Source organism: Kitasatospora sp. NPDC088391 (assembly GCF_044753345.1).
Classification (GTDB): Bacteria; Actinomycetota; Actinomycetes; order Streptomycetales; family Streptomycetaceae; genus Kitasatospora.
In genome coordinates this window covers 98,855-115,656 of sequence record NZ_JBIVNB010000009.1, presented here as the reverse complement: position 1 = coordinate 115,656, position 16,802 = coordinate 98,855, and the positions used below count along the sequence as shown (strand labels likewise).

At 73.1% G+C, this 16,802-nt stretch carries 16 protein-coding genes; 3 read left to right on the top strand and 13 right to left on the bottom strand.

Annotated elements, in window-relative coordinates; translation table 11 throughout:
- Nucleotides 1-4: 4 nt before the first annotated feature.
- The 13 genes from ACIQBJ_RS25390 to ACIQBJ_RS25330 all read right to left on the bottom strand — a co-directional run bounded on the left by ACIQBJ_RS25390 (nt 5) and on the right by ACIQBJ_RS25330 (nt 13,961).
- The gene (locus ACIQBJ_RS25390; protein ID WP_400714903.1) at nt 5-1,069 is read right to left on the bottom strand and encodes an alpha/beta hydrolase family protein; all 1,065 of its coding nucleotides are present in this window, start codon (nt 1,067-1,069) and stop codon (nt 5-7) included.
- Nucleotides 1,070-1,083: 14 nt separating this feature from the next.
- The gene (locus ACIQBJ_RS25385; RefSeq protein WP_400714900.1) at nt 1,084-2,109 is read right to left on the bottom strand and encodes a 3-oxoacyl-ACP synthase III family protein; all 1,026 of its coding nucleotides are present in this window, start codon (nt 2,107-2,109) and stop codon (nt 1,084-1,086) included.
- Complete coding sequence (locus tag ACIQBJ_RS25380) at nt 2,106-3,518, bottom strand: MATE family efflux transporter (RefSeq protein ID WP_400714897.1); 1,413 nt, start codon at nt 3,516-3,518, stop codon at nt 2,106-2,108. Before ACIQBJ_RS25380 ends, ACIQBJ_RS25385 begins: the two co-directional genes overlap by 4 nt.
- Before the next feature lie 2 nt (nt 3,519-3,520).
- The gene (thiO, locus tag ACIQBJ_RS25375) at nt 3,521-4,612 is read right to left on the bottom strand and encodes a glycine oxidase ThiO (protein WP_400714894.1); all 1,092 of its coding nucleotides are present in this window, start codon (nt 4,610-4,612) and stop codon (nt 3,521-3,523) included.
- Nucleotides 4,609-5,538: a 3-deoxy-7-phosphoheptulonate synthase gene (gene aroF, locus ACIQBJ_RS25370; protein ID WP_400714891.1), complete on the bottom strand. Its 930-nt coding sequence runs from the start codon at nt 5,536-5,538 to the stop codon at nt 4,609-4,611. The genes thiO and aroF overlap by 4 nt, the downstream gene beginning before the upstream one ends.
- Nucleotides 5,539-5,723: 185 nt before the next feature.
- Nucleotides 5,724-6,416: an SDR family NAD(P)-dependent oxidoreductase gene (locus tag ACIQBJ_RS25365; protein ID WP_400714888.1), complete on the bottom strand. Its 693-nt coding sequence runs from the start codon at nt 6,414-6,416 to the stop codon at nt 5,724-5,726.
- Nucleotides 6,413-7,747, bottom strand: a complete 1,335-nt coding sequence (locus tag ACIQBJ_RS25360) for an aldehyde dehydrogenase family protein (protein WP_400714885.1) — start codon at nt 7,745-7,747, stop codon at nt 6,413-6,415. The genes ACIQBJ_RS25365 and ACIQBJ_RS25360 overlap by 4 nt, the downstream gene beginning before the upstream one ends.
- Nucleotides 7,748-8,809 (bottom strand): phenazine biosynthesis protein, encoded by a 1,062-nt coding sequence (locus tag ACIQBJ_RS25355; RefSeq protein ID WP_400714882.1) that lies wholly within the window; start codon nt 8,807-8,809, stop codon nt 7,748-7,750.
- Nucleotides 8,806-9,387, bottom strand: a complete 582-nt coding sequence (locus ACIQBJ_RS25350; RefSeq protein ID WP_400714879.1) for an anthranilate synthase component II — start codon at nt 9,385-9,387, stop codon at nt 8,806-8,808. Before ACIQBJ_RS25350 ends, ACIQBJ_RS25355 begins: the two co-directional genes overlap by 4 nt.
- Nucleotides 9,384-10,772 carry an anthranilate synthase component I family protein gene (locus tag ACIQBJ_RS25345; protein ID WP_400714876.1) on the bottom strand — a complete coding sequence of 463 codons (1,389 nt, stop codon included), beginning with the start codon at nt 10,770-10,772 and terminating at the stop codon, nt 9,384-9,386. Before ACIQBJ_RS25345 ends, ACIQBJ_RS25350 begins: the two co-directional genes overlap by 4 nt.
- 1 nt (nt 10,773) lies before the next feature.
- Nucleotides 10,774-11,466, bottom strand: coding sequence for a cyclase family protein (locus ACIQBJ_RS25340; protein ID WP_400714873.1), 693 nt, complete (start codon nt 11,464-11,466; stop codon nt 10,774-10,776).
- Between the two features lie 12 nt (nt 11,467-11,478).
- On the bottom strand, nt 11,479-12,726 hold the full coding sequence (locus ACIQBJ_RS25335; protein WP_400714870.1) for an ATP-grasp domain-containing protein: 1,248 nt from the start codon (nt 12,724-12,726) through the stop codon (nt 11,479-11,481).
- Nucleotides 12,723-13,961, bottom strand: a complete 1,239-nt coding sequence (locus tag ACIQBJ_RS25330; RefSeq protein WP_400714867.1) for an acetyl-CoA carboxylase biotin carboxylase subunit family protein — start codon at nt 13,959-13,961, stop codon at nt 12,723-12,725. The genes ACIQBJ_RS25335 and ACIQBJ_RS25330 overlap by 4 nt, the downstream gene beginning before the upstream one ends.
- 842 nt (nt 13,962-14,803) lie before the next feature.
- Between ACIQBJ_RS25330 and ACIQBJ_RS25325 the strand changes: the two genes are divergently transcribed.
- The 3 genes from ACIQBJ_RS25325 to ACIQBJ_RS25315 are packed head-to-tail and all read left to right on the top strand — an operon-like array spanning nt 14,804 to nt 16,685.
- Entirely contained in the window at nt 14,804-15,061 is a 258-nt protein-coding gene (locus tag ACIQBJ_RS25325; RefSeq protein WP_400714864.1) for a hypothetical protein, read from the top strand.
- Nucleotides 15,058-15,801 (top strand): hypothetical protein, encoded by a 744-nt coding sequence (locus ACIQBJ_RS25320; RefSeq protein WP_400714862.1) that lies wholly within the window; start codon nt 15,058-15,060, stop codon nt 15,799-15,801. Before ACIQBJ_RS25325 ends, ACIQBJ_RS25320 begins: the two co-directional genes overlap by 4 nt.
- Nucleotides 15,798-16,685 (top strand): diiron oxygenase, encoded by an 888-nt coding sequence (locus ACIQBJ_RS25315; protein ID WP_400714859.1) that lies wholly within the window; start codon nt 15,798-15,800, stop codon nt 16,683-16,685. The genes ACIQBJ_RS25320 and ACIQBJ_RS25315 overlap by 4 nt, the downstream gene beginning before the upstream one ends.
- Nucleotides 16,686-16,802 lie beyond the last annotated feature (117 nt).

Here is a 16,802-nt window from a genome sequence, read left to right as displayed (position 1 = left end):
GGCGTCAGCCTCCCTGCTCGGCGGTGCCCGGGTCGAGCAGGGCGCCGACCGACCCGACCAGCGCGCGCTGGAAGTCCGGGTCGAAGGGCCCGTAGGTGCGCAGGCCGTCGGCGGTGCGCGGCGACATCAGGTGCCCGAGCCGCGGGTGCACCGTCAGGTCCGACCGCAGGCCCTGCCCGACGGCGGCGCGGTGCACCGACCACGCGTGCCGCGGCGGCGTCGTCCAGTCCTCGGCGCCCACGTGGATCGTCATCGCGCCGCTCGTCCCGGACAGCCGGCGCAGCGGGGCGGGCTGCGCGAACCAGTCGCTCCAGAACGAGGCGGGCGCCGACTCGTCGCCGTGCCCGGTCGCCCGGAGCTCCCAGGCGTCGTACGCGGCGGCGAGTTCGGCGCGCAGCTGTTCGATCTCGATGCCGGAACCGAGGCGCTCGTCCAGGTCGAAGTCGTCCCACCAGCCGTGCCGCCCGAGGTGGTCGGCCTTCGCGGCCTTGAGGTCGACGGTGCCGTCGGCGTCGACGAACCCGGACCCGACCAGCCACTCCAGCTGCCGGCCCAGGCCCTTCCAGCGGTGGAACACGGCGCACTGCTCGGCGATCGGCGCCACCAGCGCGAGGCGGGTCCCGTCGGCGAGGCGCTCGGCGGCGGCCAGCGCCACCTCGGTGCCCATCGAGACGCCGAGCAGCGCGACCCGGGAGGCGTCCACGTCGGCGTGGGCCCGGGCCTGCTCGACCGCCCGCACGGCGTCGTCGACCATGCCGGTGAAGGTGAGCCGGGGCGTGCCCGCCCCGCCGGCGAAGTCCTCGGTCACGAAGCGGGTGTCGAAGGAGACCGCGGCGATGCCGGCCCCGACCAGGGCGGCGCCCAGGTCGGCGAACAGGCCGACGGGGCCGTTCCCGGAGACCTCGGCGGGCATGAAGGCGTCCCGGTTCCAGGCCCCGAACGGCTGCAGCAGCACGACCGCGGGCACGGGCCGGTCCGGCGGGCCGCCGGCCGGCAGGCGGAGCACCGCGGTGCCGCCCCCGTCCAGCGGCAGTTCCACCCGGCGGTCCGGTGTGAGTGCGTCAGTCATCTCGGTCCCCTCCCTCAGACCCGCACCAAAGTACAGAACCAGTGCATGCCCAGGGACAGTCCGGCGAGCGCGACGAGGTCGCCGGGGGCCAGCTCGCCCCGCGCCTCGTACAGGCTCAGGCAGGTCAGCTGGTCGGCGCAGCCCAGGTGGCCGAGTTCGGCGGCGAGGGCCGCGTTCGTCCGTTCGAGGGGTATGCCGGTCGCCTCGGACACGCCCACCATCGAGTGCTGGTTGTCGTTCAGGTAGATCAGTTTCCGGATGTCCTCGCTCCGCACGCCGGCCCGCTCGCAGGCGCGCTCCAGGACGACGGCCACGTTGTGGTCGACGTCCTTGACGAACTGGTCGAGCTTCCCGGGCTCGCGCTGGAAGTGCTTGTGGACCAGGCCCATCAGGTCCACCGTGAGGTTGCCGCCGCCCTCCGGGGCCTCCGGCGCGGCGCTGCCGCCGTACTCGATCCGGAAGAAGTCCACGTACTGCGGGTCGGTGGTCTGCTCGGTCGCCAGCCACTGCAGGCGGTCGTGCCCGCGCTGGACCACCGCGGCGGCGGCGCCGTCGCTGAACAGGCAGGCGTTGGTGCGCATCCGGTTGACGTGGGTCTCGCTGACCTGGTGGGTCGCGACGAGCAGCACGTTGCGGATGTCGTCGCGGACCGCCATCAGGCCGGCGATCAGCTGGAACGCGGTCACCGCGGCGGCGCAGCCCTGGGTGGTCAGCAGGGTCGGGGTGTCGCCGAGCCCGAGTTCGCGCGCGACGGCGGTGGAGACGTCCCACTGGAGGTACTCCGGCACCCCGCTGTCCGCGACGATCATGTAGTCGACGTCCGCGGCCGTCAGGCCGGCCTCGGCCAGCGCCTTGCGGGCGGCCTGCGCCGCGACCTTGGTCGGGCTGGTGCCCGGGGTGGCCCGGTGGTAGGTGCGGTACCCCCAGCGGATCACCCGCTCCGGGTCCCTGACGTACTCGCCCGCCGTTTCGGCGACGTCCTGGGGCTCGCCGAGGACGTGGGCGACGGACTTGATCCCGAGTGCCACCGGAGCGGTCATGCCGCGGCCTCCTTGGTCTTGAGAATCTGGCGTGCCGAGAGCACGAGGAGCACCGAGGTCTGCGTCCCGGCGTTGATGATCATGGCGATCCAGGCCCCGTCCAGGCCCAGCGGCGTCATCGCGAGCAGCGGCGCCAGGCACAGCTGCAGGACGGCGCCGACGGTGGCGGAGGTCGCCGCCACCTTGCCCTGGCCGCCGCCCATGAAGATGCCGCTCAGGGTGACGTTGCACAGCAGCAGGGTGATGTACACCGAGATCCACGGGATCTGGCCGTGGGCGGCGCTGCGGACCGCCGCGTCGTCGGTGACCGCGTCCACCACGAACCCGCTGAGCAGCAGCACCACGAGCCCGCCGAGCACGGACCAGCCGATGCCGAGCCGCACCGACGACGAGCGGCTCGCCGCGAGCAGCTCGTCGTCCTCGGCGCCCCTGGCCCGGGCCGCGATGATCGTCCCGGCCTGCCGCACCGCGTACGCGGCCATGGTCAGGACCAGCAGCGTGCGGGTGACGGTCCCGTACGCGGCGACCTCGTCGGTACCGAACCGGGCGATCACCCCGACGATGAGCGCGCCCGCCGTCATCCGGACCAGGAAGTCCACGCCCAGCGGCATGCCCGCCTTCAGGATCTCCCGGGCCGGGCCCGGCTCGCCCTCGACGGGCTCCGGTGCGGCCGGCGCGGCGGCCGCGGCCTCGTCGGCCTTGCGCAGCAGACCGGAGCGGCGGTACAGCCAGTAGGTCACGGCCAGGGTGACCGCCCGGGCCAGCACCAGCGCGATCGCCGAACCCCGGACGCCGAGCCGCGGGGCGCCCAGCCAGCCGTAGATCAGGACGGGGTCGAGGACGATCAGGAACGCGTTCGACAGCAGGGCCATCCGCATCGGCGTGCGGGTGTTCCCGTCCGCCTTGAACGTGGCGTCCACCAGGTACTGGCCGTAGAACAGCGCGACGCCCGGCACCGAGACGGTCAGGTAGTCGACGGCGAGCCGGACGCCCTCGGCGTCCTCCGTGCCGAGCACCAGCTCCGCCAGCGGCCTCCGCGCCACGAACAGGACGACGACGGTCACCACCGTGATCAGGGCGGTGATCCGGAACGAGGCCCGCAGCTGGGGCCGGATCCGGCCGTACTCGCTCGCGCCGACGGCGCGCGAGAGCACGATGGTCGCGCCGCCGCTGACCGTCAAGGCGATGCTCAGGAGCACGTTCTCGAGCGAGCCGGCCATCGTCACCGCGGCCAGCGCGGGCGCGCCGAGCCTGGCGATCCAGACCACCGTGATGATGCCGGCGATGACGCCCGACATCAGCTCGATGTAGACCGGCCAGGCGACGGGCAGCAGGCGGGCCGGGTCCATCCGTCCGAAGACGGACCGGCGGTTCGTCGGTGGTGTGGCGAGCGCTGGTGGAGCGGTCATCGCTACTCCCTTTCTTCCTCGTGCGCTGTTCGGAACCGGTGGGGTGCGAACGCCGGCGGTGTCCCGTCGGCGCCGGTGGTGATCAAGGAGGTCATCAGGTCCGCGGCGACCGGCGCGAGCAGGACGCCGTGCCGGTAGTGGCCGGTGCAGACGTAGGTGTCGGGGGCGCCCGGGACGCGCCCCATGATCGGCAGGTGGTCGGGGGTGTCCGGGCGCAGGCCGACCCGGGCCGCCACCACCTGGTGGCCGGCCAGCGACGGCACCAGCGCGACCGCCTTGCGCAGCAGCGCCTCGGTGGCCCGCTCGGAGGGCCGCGCGTCGAAGCCCGCGTGGTCCAGGGTCGCGGCGACCACCGTCTCGCCGCCGTGCCGCCCGGCCAGGTAGACCGGCTCGCCCCCGACCACGCCGCGGATGCCGTGCCGCAGCCCGGGGCCGTCGGACGGGCCGCGCAGCAGCACGACCTGCCCGCGCACCGGGGTGACCGGCCACGCCTGCACCTCGGGCGACCACGAGCCGCCGGCGACGAGCACCTTGCCCGCCGACACCTCGTCCAGGGACTTCACCCGCCGGTCGACGTACCGGACGCCGGCCGCCTCCCCGGCCGCGCGCAGCGCCGCCCGCACCCGCTGCGCGTCGACGTGGTGGTCCCGGGTGGCGAAGCCCCCGCCGCTGCTCGCGGCCGACAGCAGCGGCTCCCGGGCCCGCAACCGGTCGGCGTCCAGGGGCTCGCAGGGCTCGTCGAAGCCCTCGCGGAAGCCGTACATGGCGGCCACCCGGGGATGGTCCCCGGGGGCGTGCGCGACCAGCAGCAGGCCCGCGGTCGAGTAGCCGAGGTCGGTCCCGCTCGCGGCCGCGAGTTCCGCGGCGAACGCGGGCCACCGGCGCCGGGCGTCGTGGGCGAACTCCAGCAGGGCCGGGTCCGGGAAGTCCTCCCGGCTCACCGGCGCCAGCATGCCGGGCGCGACCGCCGAGGCGGTGCCGGGGGACTCGTCGTGGTGCACCTCCACGTCGAGGCCCTGCTCGGCGCAGCGCCAGGCCACGGCGAGGCCGATCACTCCGCCGCCGATCACGGCGAGGTCGGGCCGCCGGGTCATGCGCCGGCCCCGACCGGCTCGGCCGCGGGCACGGTCAGGTTCCGGCCCAGGCTGGCGAGGACGCCGCTCAGCGTGCCGGTGAGGTCGAGCCAGCTGTCCCGGTCGAGCGCCTGCTTGCCGTCGCACAGCGCGGCGGTGGGTTCGGGGTGGATGTCGACGAGCAGCCCGTCGGCGCCGACCGCGGCGGCGGCCAGGGCGAGCGGCTTGACCAGGTGGCGGTGCCCGGTCCCGTGGCTGGGGTCGACGATCACGGGCAGGTGGCTGAGGTGCTTGACCACGGCCACCGCGCTCAGGTCCAGGGTGAAGCGGGTGGCCGGCTCGAAGCTGCGGATGCCCCGCTCGCAGAGCACGACGTCGGGGTTCCCGGCGGCCAGCACGTACTCGGCGGCCTGCAGCCACTCGCCCACCGTGCAGCCGAAGCCGCGCTTGAGCACCACCGGCTTGCCGATCTCGCCGACCGCCTGGAGGAGGGTGAAGTTCTGGGCGTTGCGGGTGCCGATCTGGAGCACGTCGGCGTGCTCCGCGACCAGCTCGACCGTCGCCGCGTCGACGACCTCGGTCACGACCGGCAGGCCGGACTCCGCGCCGATCTTGCTCAGGATGCGAAGGCCCTCGTCCTTCAGACCCTGGAAGCTGTAGGGGGAACTGCGCGGCTTGAAGGCGCCGCCGCGCAGCGCCACGCCGCCGCCGGCCTTCACCAGCGACGCCGAGGCGGACATCTGTTCGTAGCTCTCGACCGCGCACGGTCCCGCGATCAGGCCGAAGTCGACGCCGCCGACCGTCACCGCACCACCGAGGGTGACGATCGATCCGAGCGGAGCGGCCTCGCGGTCGGTCAGCGGCGCGTCCGAGTGGTCCGTCACCGTCCGCTGCACCAGCCCGGAGGCGTGCAGCGCCTCGACCAGGTCGGGCCGGTCGTCGGGCACGTGCACCAGCAGCCGGTCACCGAGCCGGCAGAGGGTTGTTCCGTGGGGGGTCGGGACGAGAGCGTGGATCCGCTCGCGCACCGACTGCTCATCGACTGCCCTGCAGTAAAGCAGCACCGAAGCTCCTTAAGGACGTGAGGCGCGGGACATGGGTGGTCACGGAAGAACGGAAGAGCGGGAAACGGTCAGTGCAGGAAGCGGCCGCCGTCGACGACCAGGGTCTGGCCGGTGACGGCGGTGGCGGAGGCGAGCGCGAACACGGTGTCGGCCACCTCCTCGGGGGTGACGACGCGCCCCAGCGCGGTGGTCGCCAGCAGGCCGGCGAGCACCTCCGCGGGCAGCGCGTCGGTCATCGCCGACGCCACCGGCCCGGGGGCGACGCAGTTGACCCGGATGCCGCGGGCGCCGAGCTCCCGGGCGGCGGACCGGGTCAGGCCGACCACGGCGGCCTTCCCGGCGGCGTAGTGCGGTCCGAAGGCGCCGCCGGTGAACGCGGCGACGCTGGAGAGGTTGACGACCGCGCCGGCCGCGGCGGCCAGCGGCTCCAGCAGCTCCCGGGTCACCGTGAACGGCACCTCGACGTTGAGCCGCATGCTGTCGCGCCAGGCGTCGGTGCCGAGCTCGGCGAACGGTGTCGGCCGGGCCCCGCCGATGCAGTTGACCAGCAGGTCCACGCTCGGCCAGGGCAGCGCCGCGAACAGCTCGGCGGCGCCGTCGTCCGCGGTCAGGTCCAGCCGGACCGGGGTGAGCGCGGGATGCTCCAGGGCGGGCGGACGGGTGTGGTACTGGGCGAGGACCCGGGCGCCCGAGGCGACCGCGCGGGCCACGACCGCGGTGCCGAGGTCCCCGGACGCGCCGGTGACGACCACGTGCTTCATTCGACGGGCTCCTTGTCCCACAGCAGCGCCTTGGGCTCCGTCAGGAAGCCGGTCAGGCTGCCGTCGTGCGGCAGTTGGGGACCGCTCGTCCAGGGCGCGGCCCCGCCGACGACGACCCGGCGGATGCCGGGCTCGGCCAGGGCGGCGAGCGGCAGGTCGGCGTCCTCGCTGTGGATCGACAGGACCAGGGTCCGGCCGAACGACGCGAAGCCGTCGGCGGGCGACCACGGCGCGACCACGACGAACGGGAAGGGCAGTTCGGTGCCGAGGGCCGGGTGCCGCGGGTCGTCCGTGCTGAGCACGACCGGGCGCGCGACGAACGACCCGTCGGGCAGCGGGACCGGACCGTCGCCGGCGGAGTGGCGGCGCAGGCCGTCCCGCTCCAGCTCCGCGACGGTCCGCCGCAGCCCGGCGGACTGCTCCGCGGTGAAGCAGGGCAGTTCGGCGTCGGGGTGCGCGGCCGGGAGGCCGGGCACGGTGTCCAGCCGCGCCGCGAGGGCGTCGGCCACCGGGGCCGGGTCGCCGCCGGTGCGGATCACGGAGGTGTTGGTGCACCGGACGCCGCCGTCGGCGGCGACGGAGCGGACCAGCGCCTCCAGGACCTCCGGCGTCAGCGGCCGGTCCAGCAGGACCGCGCTGCGGCCGGGCCCGCGGGTGAGCACCCGGGGGCGGTCCGTCCACCGGGCGACGGCGGTCGGGCCGCCGTAGACGATGCCCAGGTCGGCCTGGTCCAGCAGCCGCTCGCCGAGGTCGTGCCCGCCGGGCAGGACCGCCAGGGCGGTCGGCGGCAGGCCCGCGGCCAGCAGCGCCGACGCGAGGCGGAACGCGGTGAACGGGTCGCGGGTGCCCGGCCGCACGATCACGCCGTACCCGAGGGCCAGCGCGCGGGCCCAGGTCAGGTGCGGGTCGACGTGGTTGGAGGGCGCCACCACGCCGAGCGTGCGGCCGCGCGGCACGAAGCGGACCCCGGGCGCCGGCGCCGGCAGCTGCAGCGCGTTGCTCTCCGCCAGGCGGGCCAGCCCGTCCCGGACGCTGCCCAGACCGGCCCGGACGAACCGGTCCGGCAGGCCGGTGGCGGCCACCACCCGGCGGCGGTACTCCTCGGGGGTCTCGCCGGCGAGCCCGGCCTCGGCGAAGAGCGCGCCGGCCCGCTCGAAGACCGCCGCCGGGACGGCCGCGCCGCGGGTGCGCCGCAGCGCGAGGCGCAGCAGCAGCGTCGGCGAGACGCCGACCCGGGCCACCGGCGCGCCGTCGACGCCGGCGAGGTCGACGGTCTCGTCGCACGCGACGGTGTCGCCGCCGAGCAGCGGCTGGAGGTTCGCGGTCGTCATCTAGTACACGCCCTCGATCACCTGACCGCCGGACGGCGGCCGGTAGGGCTGCACGTCGGCGAGGTCGTCGCCCGCGTCGGCGGGGCCGGCGGGGACCCGGACCGCGGTGTCGCGCTCCAGGACGTTGGGCAGGAACAGGTCCTTGGTCAGCAGGTGCACCAGGACCCGGCCGCGCTCGCCCGGCCCGACCCGCACCCCGGTGTCGGGGTCGACCACCTCGACGACGGAGCGGGGCTGGAAGGTGCGGAAGACGCAGGCGTGGGTGTCGCCCGGCTCGGACGGCCGCTGCGGGGCGATGCCCATCAGGCTGTTGCCGTAGATGCCGCGGACCTCGGCCTTGGGGAAGAACTCGGTCTGCAGCAGCCGCAGGGCGGTGCCGCTGATGCTGGTGCCGCTCCAGATGATGCCGGTGACCCGGTCGGCCAGCAGGTCGTAGAGCTTCTCGCGCCCGCACAGCGCCTCCAGCACCGGCGGCGTGATGAACAGGACGCGGACGTCCTGGGTCTCGGCGATCAGCTCGACCTGGTCGAGGACATGCTGGACGTACTCGTCGGCCAGCGCCCGCCGGTCGGTGCGGATCAGCAGCTTCACCCAGCGCGGGTCGAAGTCGACGGTGAAGAACTTGGACCGCCGCAGGTGCGCCAGCCGGCGCACCGAGCGGCCGACGATGTGCGGGCCGGTCGGTCCGACGTGCAGCCAGTGCCCGCCGCCGCCGAAGGAGGGCAGCACGGTCTCCACCCAGTCCACGCCCTCGGTCCGGGACAGGTGCTCGACGACGCGCTTGGGCGCGCCGAGCGTGCCGCCGGACTCGTAGACCTCGAACGGGTGCTCGGCCGAACCGGCCGGCACCAGGAGGTCGACCGGGACGGTGCGCAGCTCGTCGCTCACGTCGGGGAACCGGCGCAGGTCGGCGAAGGAGGTGATGTCGCGCAGCGGGTCGAAGCCGAGGCTGTCCCGGCGCCGGAGCCAGAACGGCGACCCGGTCTCCGGGCCGAAGTGCCACCGCAGGGTCTCCTGCAGGTGCTGGGCCGGGTCGACGGCGGAGGCGGTGGTGCGGCTCATGCCGACACCTGCTCGGCTGCCCGAAGTGCGTTGGCCACCATGTCGAGACCCTTCTCGGTGAACAGGGATTCCGGATGGAACTGCACGCCCTCGATGGGGAGTTCACGGTGCCTCAGGCCCATGATCTCGCCGCTCGCGGTCCACGCCGTCACCTCGAGCTCGTCCGGCAGCGACTCGGGGTCGACGGTGAGCGAGTGGTAGCGGGTGACCTCCAGCGGGCTCGGCAGCCCGGCGAAGGCGCCGACGCCCCGGTGGGTGACCGGGCTGAGCTTGCCGTGCATCGGCACGGCGGCGCGCACCACGCGGGCGCCGAACGCCTCGGCGATGCACTGGTGCCCGAGGCAGACCCCGAGGATCGGCACCCGGAGGCCGCGCTCCCGGATCAGGTCGAGCGAGATGCCCGCGTCCCGGGGCCCGCCGGGGCCGGGGGAGACGAGGACCAGGCTCGGTTCGAGGGCGGCGACCTGCTCGACCGTCAGCTCGTTGTTCCGCACGACCCGGCACTCGTGGCCGAGCTGACCGGCGTACTGCGCCAGGTTGTAGACGAAGGAGTCGTAGTTGTCGATGACGACGATCACGGTCGGGCCTCCGGTCCGAGGCTGACACCGGCGGCGCGGGCGGCGGCGCGCAGCTTCGCCACGCACTCCTCCCGTTCGGCGGCGGGGTCGGAGTCGTGGACGATCCCCCCGCCGGCCTGCAGGTGCAGCACGCCCTCGTGCCGGACGAGCGCGCGGATGGTCAGGTAGAGGTCGGCGTGGTCCACGCCGAACGAGCCGACGGCGCCCGAGTAGAGGCCGCGGCCGACCGGTTCGAGCTCGTCGATGATCTCGATCGCCCGGACCTTCGGCGCGCCGGTCATGGTGCCGGCCGGGAAGCTCGCCCGGATCAGGTCGTCGGTGCGGCAGCCGGGGCGGAGCCGCCCGCGGACGTCCGAGGTCAGGTGCATGACGTGGGAGTAGCGCTCGACCTCCATCAGCCGCGGCACTCGCACGGTCCCGGCCTCGCAGACCCGTCCGAGGTCGTTGCGCGCCAGGTCGACGAGCATCCGGTGCTCGGCCAGCTCCTTCTCCGAGGAGACCAGGTCCTGCTCGGCCGCCCGGTCCGCGGGGCCGTCGGCGCCGCGCGGCCGGGTGCCGGCCAGCGGCCGGATGAGCACGTCGCCGTCGAGGAGCGTGACGCACGGCTCCGGGGACGCGCCGACCACCTCGAACTCCCCGGTCAGGTACCAGAAGTGGTACGGCGAGCGGTTGAACTCGGTCAGCCGCCGGTACACCGTCAGGCCGTCCGCCTCGCCGGGCGCCGAGTACCGGAGGGAGAGCACGACCTGGAAGATGTCGCCGGCCAGGATGTACTCCTTGGCCCGGCGCACGGCGTCCAGGTACTCCTCGGCGGTCTGCCCGAAGGCGCCCGCGCCGATCCGGGCCCCGGCCGCCGGGAACCGCTCCGCCCGCCGCAGCACCCGCTCGGCGCGCTCGGCGGCATCCCGGGCCGCCGACGCCGTGGCGCCCCGGCCGACCACGGTGGTCCCGGCCCGGTCGAAGCGGATCAGCACCTCCGGCAGGAACAGGTCGTAGGCCGGCATGTTCGAGGGCTGCAGCGAGAGCCGCTCGAAGTCGGTGACCGCGTCGAACCCGACGCAGCCGTACCAGCTGCGCTCGTCGGGTCCGGCGCCGGGCGCGAACTCGAGGCCCGCCAGGAAGTCGACCGCCGCCGTGACCGGGCCGGGCCCCGGGAGTCCGGGCCCCGGCCCGGTCCGGCGGACCACGGCCAGCTCGCCGAGCGCCAGCACCGCGGCGTCCGGCTCCCCGGCGCGGCTGCTGAGCATGATCCGGTCCGCGCCGCGCAGCGCCGCCGCCGCCTCGACCGCGTCGACGGCGGGCCCGCGCAGCTCGTGCCGGTGCACGACGTCGCCGGCGTACAGCCCGCTGTGCGGGAACGCGGGCGACTCGATGGTCGTCGACACGTCAGCGGCCCGTCGGGAGGACGTCCGTGTCGGAGTACTCGATCGCCACCACGCGCGCGGGAGCGGCCTCCACCCCGGACACCTTGATCGGCAGGGCGAACAGCTGCACCACCGGCTGCTCCAGCTCGTGCAGGTTGGTGACGTACTCCAGGATCGGGATGCCGGCCGCGAGCAGCGCGTGGTGCACCGGGGACTCGGCGTCCCCGGGGCGCTCGGTCAGGCAGTCGAAGCCGACCAGGGCGGCGCCGTGCTCGATCGCCCACTGCGCGGCCGACGGGGTCATGAACGGCGGGCGGTCCCAGTAGTCCTCGGCGCCCCAGTTGCGGCGCAGGTAGTCGGTGCGGATCAGCAGGCGGTCCCCGGGCGTCCAGCGGTCGCCGACCGCCTTGTCCAGGTCCTCGCCGGTCACCGGCTCCAGGTCCCCCTTGTCCGACAGGTCCGCCACGCAGGCGCGCCCGATCAGGGTCTCCAGCGGGACGTCCTCGATGCCCTCGGTGTCCGGGTAGAAGTGCAGCTTGTACTCCACGTGCGTCCCGTTGTGCGGGAAGATGTGCAGCGTCGAGAAGGTGCGGTTGGTGCCGTACGGGTCCGTCTCCGGCGTCATCGCCCGGTCGTACGTGAAGCGCGGGAACCAGTCCGCCGGGTAGGACGGCATCCCCTCGTAGAACCCGTGGGTGAGGTCGACAATGCGCATGGGCCAGCCGTTCTATTCGGTGGGGGCGACGTCGTAAAAACCGGCTCCGTCGAGGTACCTGATGGTGTTCAGGTCCCGTCGCAGGACACCCTCGGACTCGTGGTGCAGCGTGACGGTGAGCGGGTAGGTCATGTCGTTCACGGTGCGCCGGAGGGTCCCGCCCGGCGGCACGAAGGTCCGCAGCGCGCGGAAGCTCTCCAGGGCCTCGATCCGCTCGACCCCGCGGTAGGCCGCGAGCGTGCCCTCCAGCGGGGAGGCCAGCGCGGACCAGGCGAAGTGGCGCCCGATCCGGTACGGCGTGCCGCACCGCGCGTCGAAGCGCTCCGGCCGGACGAAACAGTCGACGGTCCAGTCCAGCTGCGACTCGCCGATCGCCTCGGCCGCGAAGTACGGCAGTTCGCCGCCCGAGATGCGCGCGCCGACCTCGACCAGGCAGGGACCGCCCGGGGTCAGCTTGATCTCCAGGTGGGACGGCCCGAACCGGATGCCGAGGGCGTCCAGGACGGCGAACGCGTACGCGGTCATCGCCGCGACGCCGGGCGCGTCCTGGTCCACCAGGAAGCTCTCCACCAGCAGGTCGGTGATCCCGTTGACCTGGAGCCGGCCCGATCCCCAGACGTCGGTGACGTGGTGCCGCCCGGCCCGGCTCACCGTGTTGACGATGTACTCCGCGCCCTGCAGGTACTCCTGCGCCACCACGCCGAGGTTCGGCAGCGAGAAGATGTTCTCCCGCCCCATGATCGCGGCGAGCGCGGCCGCCGACTCCTCGGGGGTGTCGCAGAACGCGACGCCGTCCCCGGCGGCGCTGCGCAGCGGCTTGACCACGATCCGGCCGCCGACCTCCCGGTGCCACGCGCGCAGTTCCGCCTCGTCGGCGGTGTGCACCTGGCGGGGCGTGCGCAGCCCGGCCGACGCCACCTGCTCGATCATCTGGAACTTGTCGCGCCGGGCCGCGCTCAGCTTGGCGCCGTTGCTGTCCAGACCCATCAACTCGCTGAGTTCGTCGGCGAGTTCGACGCCCAGCTCGCTGCCGGTGAGGACCGCCTCGGGCCGGTAGGCGGCCAGCAGCCGGGCGGTCTCCTCGACGTCGCCGCGGTGCACCACGTTGGTGACGTAGCCGCTCAGGTCGAGCGGGCCGCGGTACACCTCCGGGATCTCGGCGGTGCTCTGCAGGCGGACGCAGGAGTACCCGGCCTCCAGGAACGCCGGCGGCAGTCCCCGGGCCGGTGCGTACGGATCGACCAGCACGACGTGCTTCATGCGATGTCCCCCACGGGCTCGGCGCCGACCCGGAAGTCGGCGGCGGTGGTCCGGATGGCCTCCTCGACCGTCCGGCTCGTGCTGCCGCGGAACCGGAACCGGCCGCCCACGTGCTCGTAGTAGGCGTCGGCGAGCGGCAGCACCTCGCCGCTGCTCAGCAGGGCCTCGGCGTACAGGCCGGGCACCCGCCCCAGCATCGGCGTGACCTCCGTGATGCGGCAGGGCCGCTCGGCGGGCGAGGGCACCAGCAGCCAGCCGGCGACCTCGCCGTCCGTCGGCCCCGGCGGGTCCGGCGGTTCGCCCAGCTGCAGCTTGAGCGCCGCGGCCATCAGGTCGTAGCCGTGCACCTCCCGCCACAGGAAGGGGATCTCGCTGCCGCCGACCCGCGCCCCGACCTCCAGGAAGGTGCACCCGGGCGGCTCGGCGCCGTGCCCCGGTGCGACGAAGAGCTCCAGGTGGAACACCAGCGGATCGGTGTCGAAGGCGGCGACGAAGCGCTCGGTGGCGGCCCCGATCGCCGCCACGGTCGCCGGGTCGTCCTCCTCGACCGATCCCAGGTACTCGCCGGTCCGGAAGTCGAGGCAGCTGTTGACGTAGCGGGAGGCGCGGAACGCGGCCAGGCGCCCGTCCAGGTACAGGCCGTCGACGTGGTGGATCGGGTGCGGGTTGTAGACCTGGGCGAGCATCGGCCGGGCGGTGTAGTCGATCCCGTCGGCGTCGGCCGGACCGCGCAGGCACGCGACGCCGTCGCTGGAGCTGCCGATCCGCGGCTTCACGATCACCGGCCAGCCGTGCTCCGCGGCGAAGGCCCGCACCGCTCCGGCGCTGTCGACCGCCGCGAGGGGCGGCACCGGGAGGCCGCGGCCGGCCACCACCTCGGCCATCAGGAGCTTGTCGAGGAACCGCAGGGCCCGGTCGGGCCGGGTGCCCGCGCAGCCCCACTCGTCCCGCAGCACCGCCGCGGTCAGCAGGTCGTCCTCCTTCAGCGCGACGATCCGCCGGGGCGCCCCGAACCGCTCGGCGAGTGCCGAGACCGCCTTGCGCACCGCGGCCAGGTCGTCGGTGCGCGCCACGATCTCGACGGCGGCCGCCGATTCCGGAACCCGGTCCCGGCCGACCTCGGTCGTGACGTAGCTGACGCGGTCGGCGGCGTGGTCCAGCACGGCCGCGTAGTCGACGTACTCCGCCCGCCACCGGTGGATGACCACCACATGGCGCTCGGCCGACGCGCTCATGCCATGCCCTCCGTCGTCGTCGGATCTGACCAGCCGCCCACAGAGACCCCTTTTTATCTTCTTCTGTTTCCTTGCAGGATTCATCGCAGATTCACACGGAAAAGGGCACGCTGCCGCCCGGGACGGCGCGGCGATTCAACGACGGAAATTTTGAATACAACCCAACACGCCCCCTTGCGAAAGACGGGCTTTCGCAGCACTCCCCCGGCGGTAGCGGTAGTCGTGATCGTGGACTTTATGGCATCGGGACCCGGCGGACAAGAGGTTTTGGCCAGTTCGCGTCATCTCCCGTCGGCCGCCCCGGAGCCCTATGGGTCCCCCCGCCGATAAACGCGCAGGCCAGGCGGCCGGACGGGCCGCCGAAGATCCGGAAGAGGGGATCGGCGCCGCTCCGGGGGCGGCGGCCGGCGTGGCCTGAAGGCGACTCACAACCCTTCAGAGGCAAGGCAGTTGTCCGCTATCGTCGGCGCAGGTCCGCACCTCGCCAACCTGTGGGAACACCTGCCGGATCGTGGACTTCACCTGCTGTACATAGGCGTGCTGATTATGTAAAGACCAATGGTCGCAAACTGGACGCACAGGATTTCTCGGTACTGGGGTTCACCTTGGGAAGTCGTTCATGTATGGTGCCGTGCGGGTCCACCGTGATTCTTGCGCCGGCCGTTCCAGCACGGAATAGAGCGGCCGAGTCAAGCTGTGCACGTCTGCTCCGTAGGCGAAGGATGACGCAGGTGGCGACCTATTTCCCATGCCGCTTTCTGTGATCACGCGCGTCGCCACGCAGGTGATCGCTCCAAGTTCTCCCGTCGCCCACGAGGCGCCCTAGGCAAGGATCTGTGTCGATGAGTAATGACCAGGGGGAATCCCAGGTTCGCAAGCTCCTGTCCGCTGTCCACGAGGACCTGCTCACCGTTCCGGCCGACGTGGACCTGGCCGAGTCCCGGCTGGTCAACTCGCTCAAGTTCATGTCGATCATCCAGGACCTGATCGACATCTCGGGCCGTGCGCCGGACCTCGACGCGATCCCGATGACGAAGCTGCGGACCATCGCCGGGCTCACCGAGGTCTTCTTCGGCCCGGAGCCGGCGGCCGCGCAGTGAGCGCCGGGGCCGGGGCCGGGCGGGGCCTGACGTCGCTGTCCGCCGAGCAGTTCGCGATCGCGGAGGCGGTGGACGCGCAGGTGCTGGACTGGGCCGCGGCCATGGGCGCGCCCGCGGAGCGGCACGCCGAGCTGCTGACCGTCGAGGACCTGACCCGCATCGACTACTTCGACAGCTTCCCGCAGCTCGTGCACCGCGTCACGCCCTGGCTCGACGGCGCCGAGGACGACCAGCTCGTGCTCACCTCGGCGGCCTGCTACGGCGCCTACTTCTCCCGGATCGGCACGACCGTCGAGAACCGCACGCTGCTGACCGTGCGGCAGACCTGCCGGCGCCGGGAGGTCGCGTACACGCCGCTGCGCAGGCAGCGCGAGTTCCAGATGCGCGAGGTCGTGATGATCGGCGCCCAGGCCGAGGTCCAGGAGTTCCTGGACGAGGGCCGGAAGGCGATCCGCGCCATCGCCGAGTCGTTCGGCGTCGCCGGGGACTTCGAGATCGCCGCGGACCCGTTCTTCCGGAAGGACGACGAGCGGCTGCTGCACCAGAAGCTGTTCCCCACGAAGCAGGAGTTCACCGACGAGACCGGCCTCGCCGTCGCGTCCGTGAACTCGCACCGCAACTTCTTCGGCGAGCGCTGCGACATCAGGCTCTCGGACGGTACCCACGCCTTCACCGGCTGCGTCGCTTTCGGCCTCGAGCGCTGGATCGACGCGCGAACCCGCAAGGAGAACCAGGCATGACCCCTCCGACCAAGTCGCAGGACCGCTTCACCGAGATCCTCGACCGGCTCAGCGAGAAGTCCGTCGCCGACCACTACAACCCGTACACCCACTTCGCCTGGCCCGACTCCCTGCCGGACGACGCCTACTGGATGTCGCCGTCGCTGCTGAGCATCGCCGGCACCGAGTTCGAGAACGAGCTCACCGAGCAGCAGAAGATGGCGCTCAGCAAGTGGGAGAGCATCAACTTCTACAGCATGAACGTGCACGGCATCCGGGAACTGCTCAACGAGGTGATCGACCGGGTCCACACGCGCGGCTTCGAGGCGGCCTCCGAGTTCTTCCACCACTTCATCGGTGAGGAGAACGAGCACATGTGGTTCTTCGCCGAGTTCTGCCTGCGCTACGGCGGCAAGCTGTACTCGACCCTGCGCCTGGAGGGCGAGTCCGAGAAGGACCCGGACATCGCCAACCTGCTCGTGTTCAGCCGCATCCTGCTGTTCGAGGAGCTGGTGGACCACTTCAACACCACGATGGCGAACGACGAGCTGCTGCACGAGACCATCCGCGAGATCAACCGGATGCACCACCGCGACGAGTCCCGGCACATCGCGTTCGGCCGCGAACTCGTCAGCATGCTCTTCGACCGCGTCCGCCCGGCGCTGTCGGACGAGCAGCTCGCCGAGATCGAGGCGTACCTCAAGGGCTACGTGGCGATGATCCTGGACTCGTTCTGCAGCCCCGTGGTCTACCGCGACGCCGGCCTCGGCGACATCGTGGGCCTGCGCGGCAAGGTGGTCAACCACCCCGGCCGCCTCGCCGCGGCGAAGCGCGCGGTGCGCAAGCCGATGTCCTTCTTCGTCAAGCAGGGCATCTTCAGCGACGACACGATCCCCGCGATCTAGTTCGCGGCTCCGGCCCGCCCCGGACCGGCCCGCCCGCCGGCCCGGGCCGGTCCGGGGCGGGCCGGAGCCGCGGGCGGTATCCGCCAGGCTGTCGGAGGTTCTACCGGCATGCTGTGG

Coding starts and splice junctions, on each gene's coding strand:
- ACIQBJ_RS25390 (WP_400714903.1), bottom strand. CDS start 1,069: ATGACTGACGCACTCACACCGGACCGCCGGGTGGAACTGCCGCTGGAC.
- ACIQBJ_RS25385 (WP_400714900.1), bottom strand. CDS start 2,109: ATGACCGCTCCGGTGGCACTCGGGATCAAGTCCGTCGCCCACGTCCTC.
- ACIQBJ_RS25380 (WP_400714897.1), bottom strand. CDS start 3,518: ATGACCGCTCCACCAGCGCTCGCCACACCACCGACGAACCGCCGGTCC.
- thiO (WP_400714894.1), bottom strand. CDS start 4,612: ATGACCCGGCGGCCCGACCTCGCCGTGATCGGCGGCGGAGTGATCGGC.
- ACIQBJ_RS25365 (WP_400714888.1), bottom strand. CDS start 6,416: ATGAAGCACGTGGTCGTCACCGGCGCGTCCGGGGACCTCGGCACCGCG.
- ACIQBJ_RS25360 (WP_400714885.1), bottom strand. CDS start 7,747: ATGACGACCGCGAACCTCCAGCCGCTGCTCGGCGGCGACACCGTCGCG.
- ACIQBJ_RS25355 (WP_400714882.1), bottom strand. CDS start 8,809: ATGAGCCGCACCACCGCCTCCGCCGTCGACCCGGCCCAGCACCTGCAG.
- ACIQBJ_RS25340 (WP_400714873.1), bottom strand. CDS start 11,466: ATGCGCATTGTCGACCTCACCCACGGGTTCTACGAGGGGATGCCGTCC.
- ACIQBJ_RS25335 (WP_400714870.1), bottom strand. CDS start 12,726: ATGAAGCACGTCGTGCTGGTCGATCCGTACGCACCGGCCCGGGGACTG.
- ACIQBJ_RS25330 (WP_400714867.1), bottom strand. CDS start 13,961: ATGAGCGCGTCGGCCGAGCGCCATGTGGTGGTCATCCACCGGTGGCGG.
- ACIQBJ_RS25325 (WP_400714864.1), top strand. CDS start 14,804: ATGAGTAATGACCAGGGGGAATCCCAGGTTCGCAAGCTCCTGTCCGCT.
- ACIQBJ_RS25315 (WP_400714859.1), top strand. CDS start 15,798: ATGACCCCTCCGACCAAGTCGCAGGACCGCTTCACCGAGATCCTCGAC.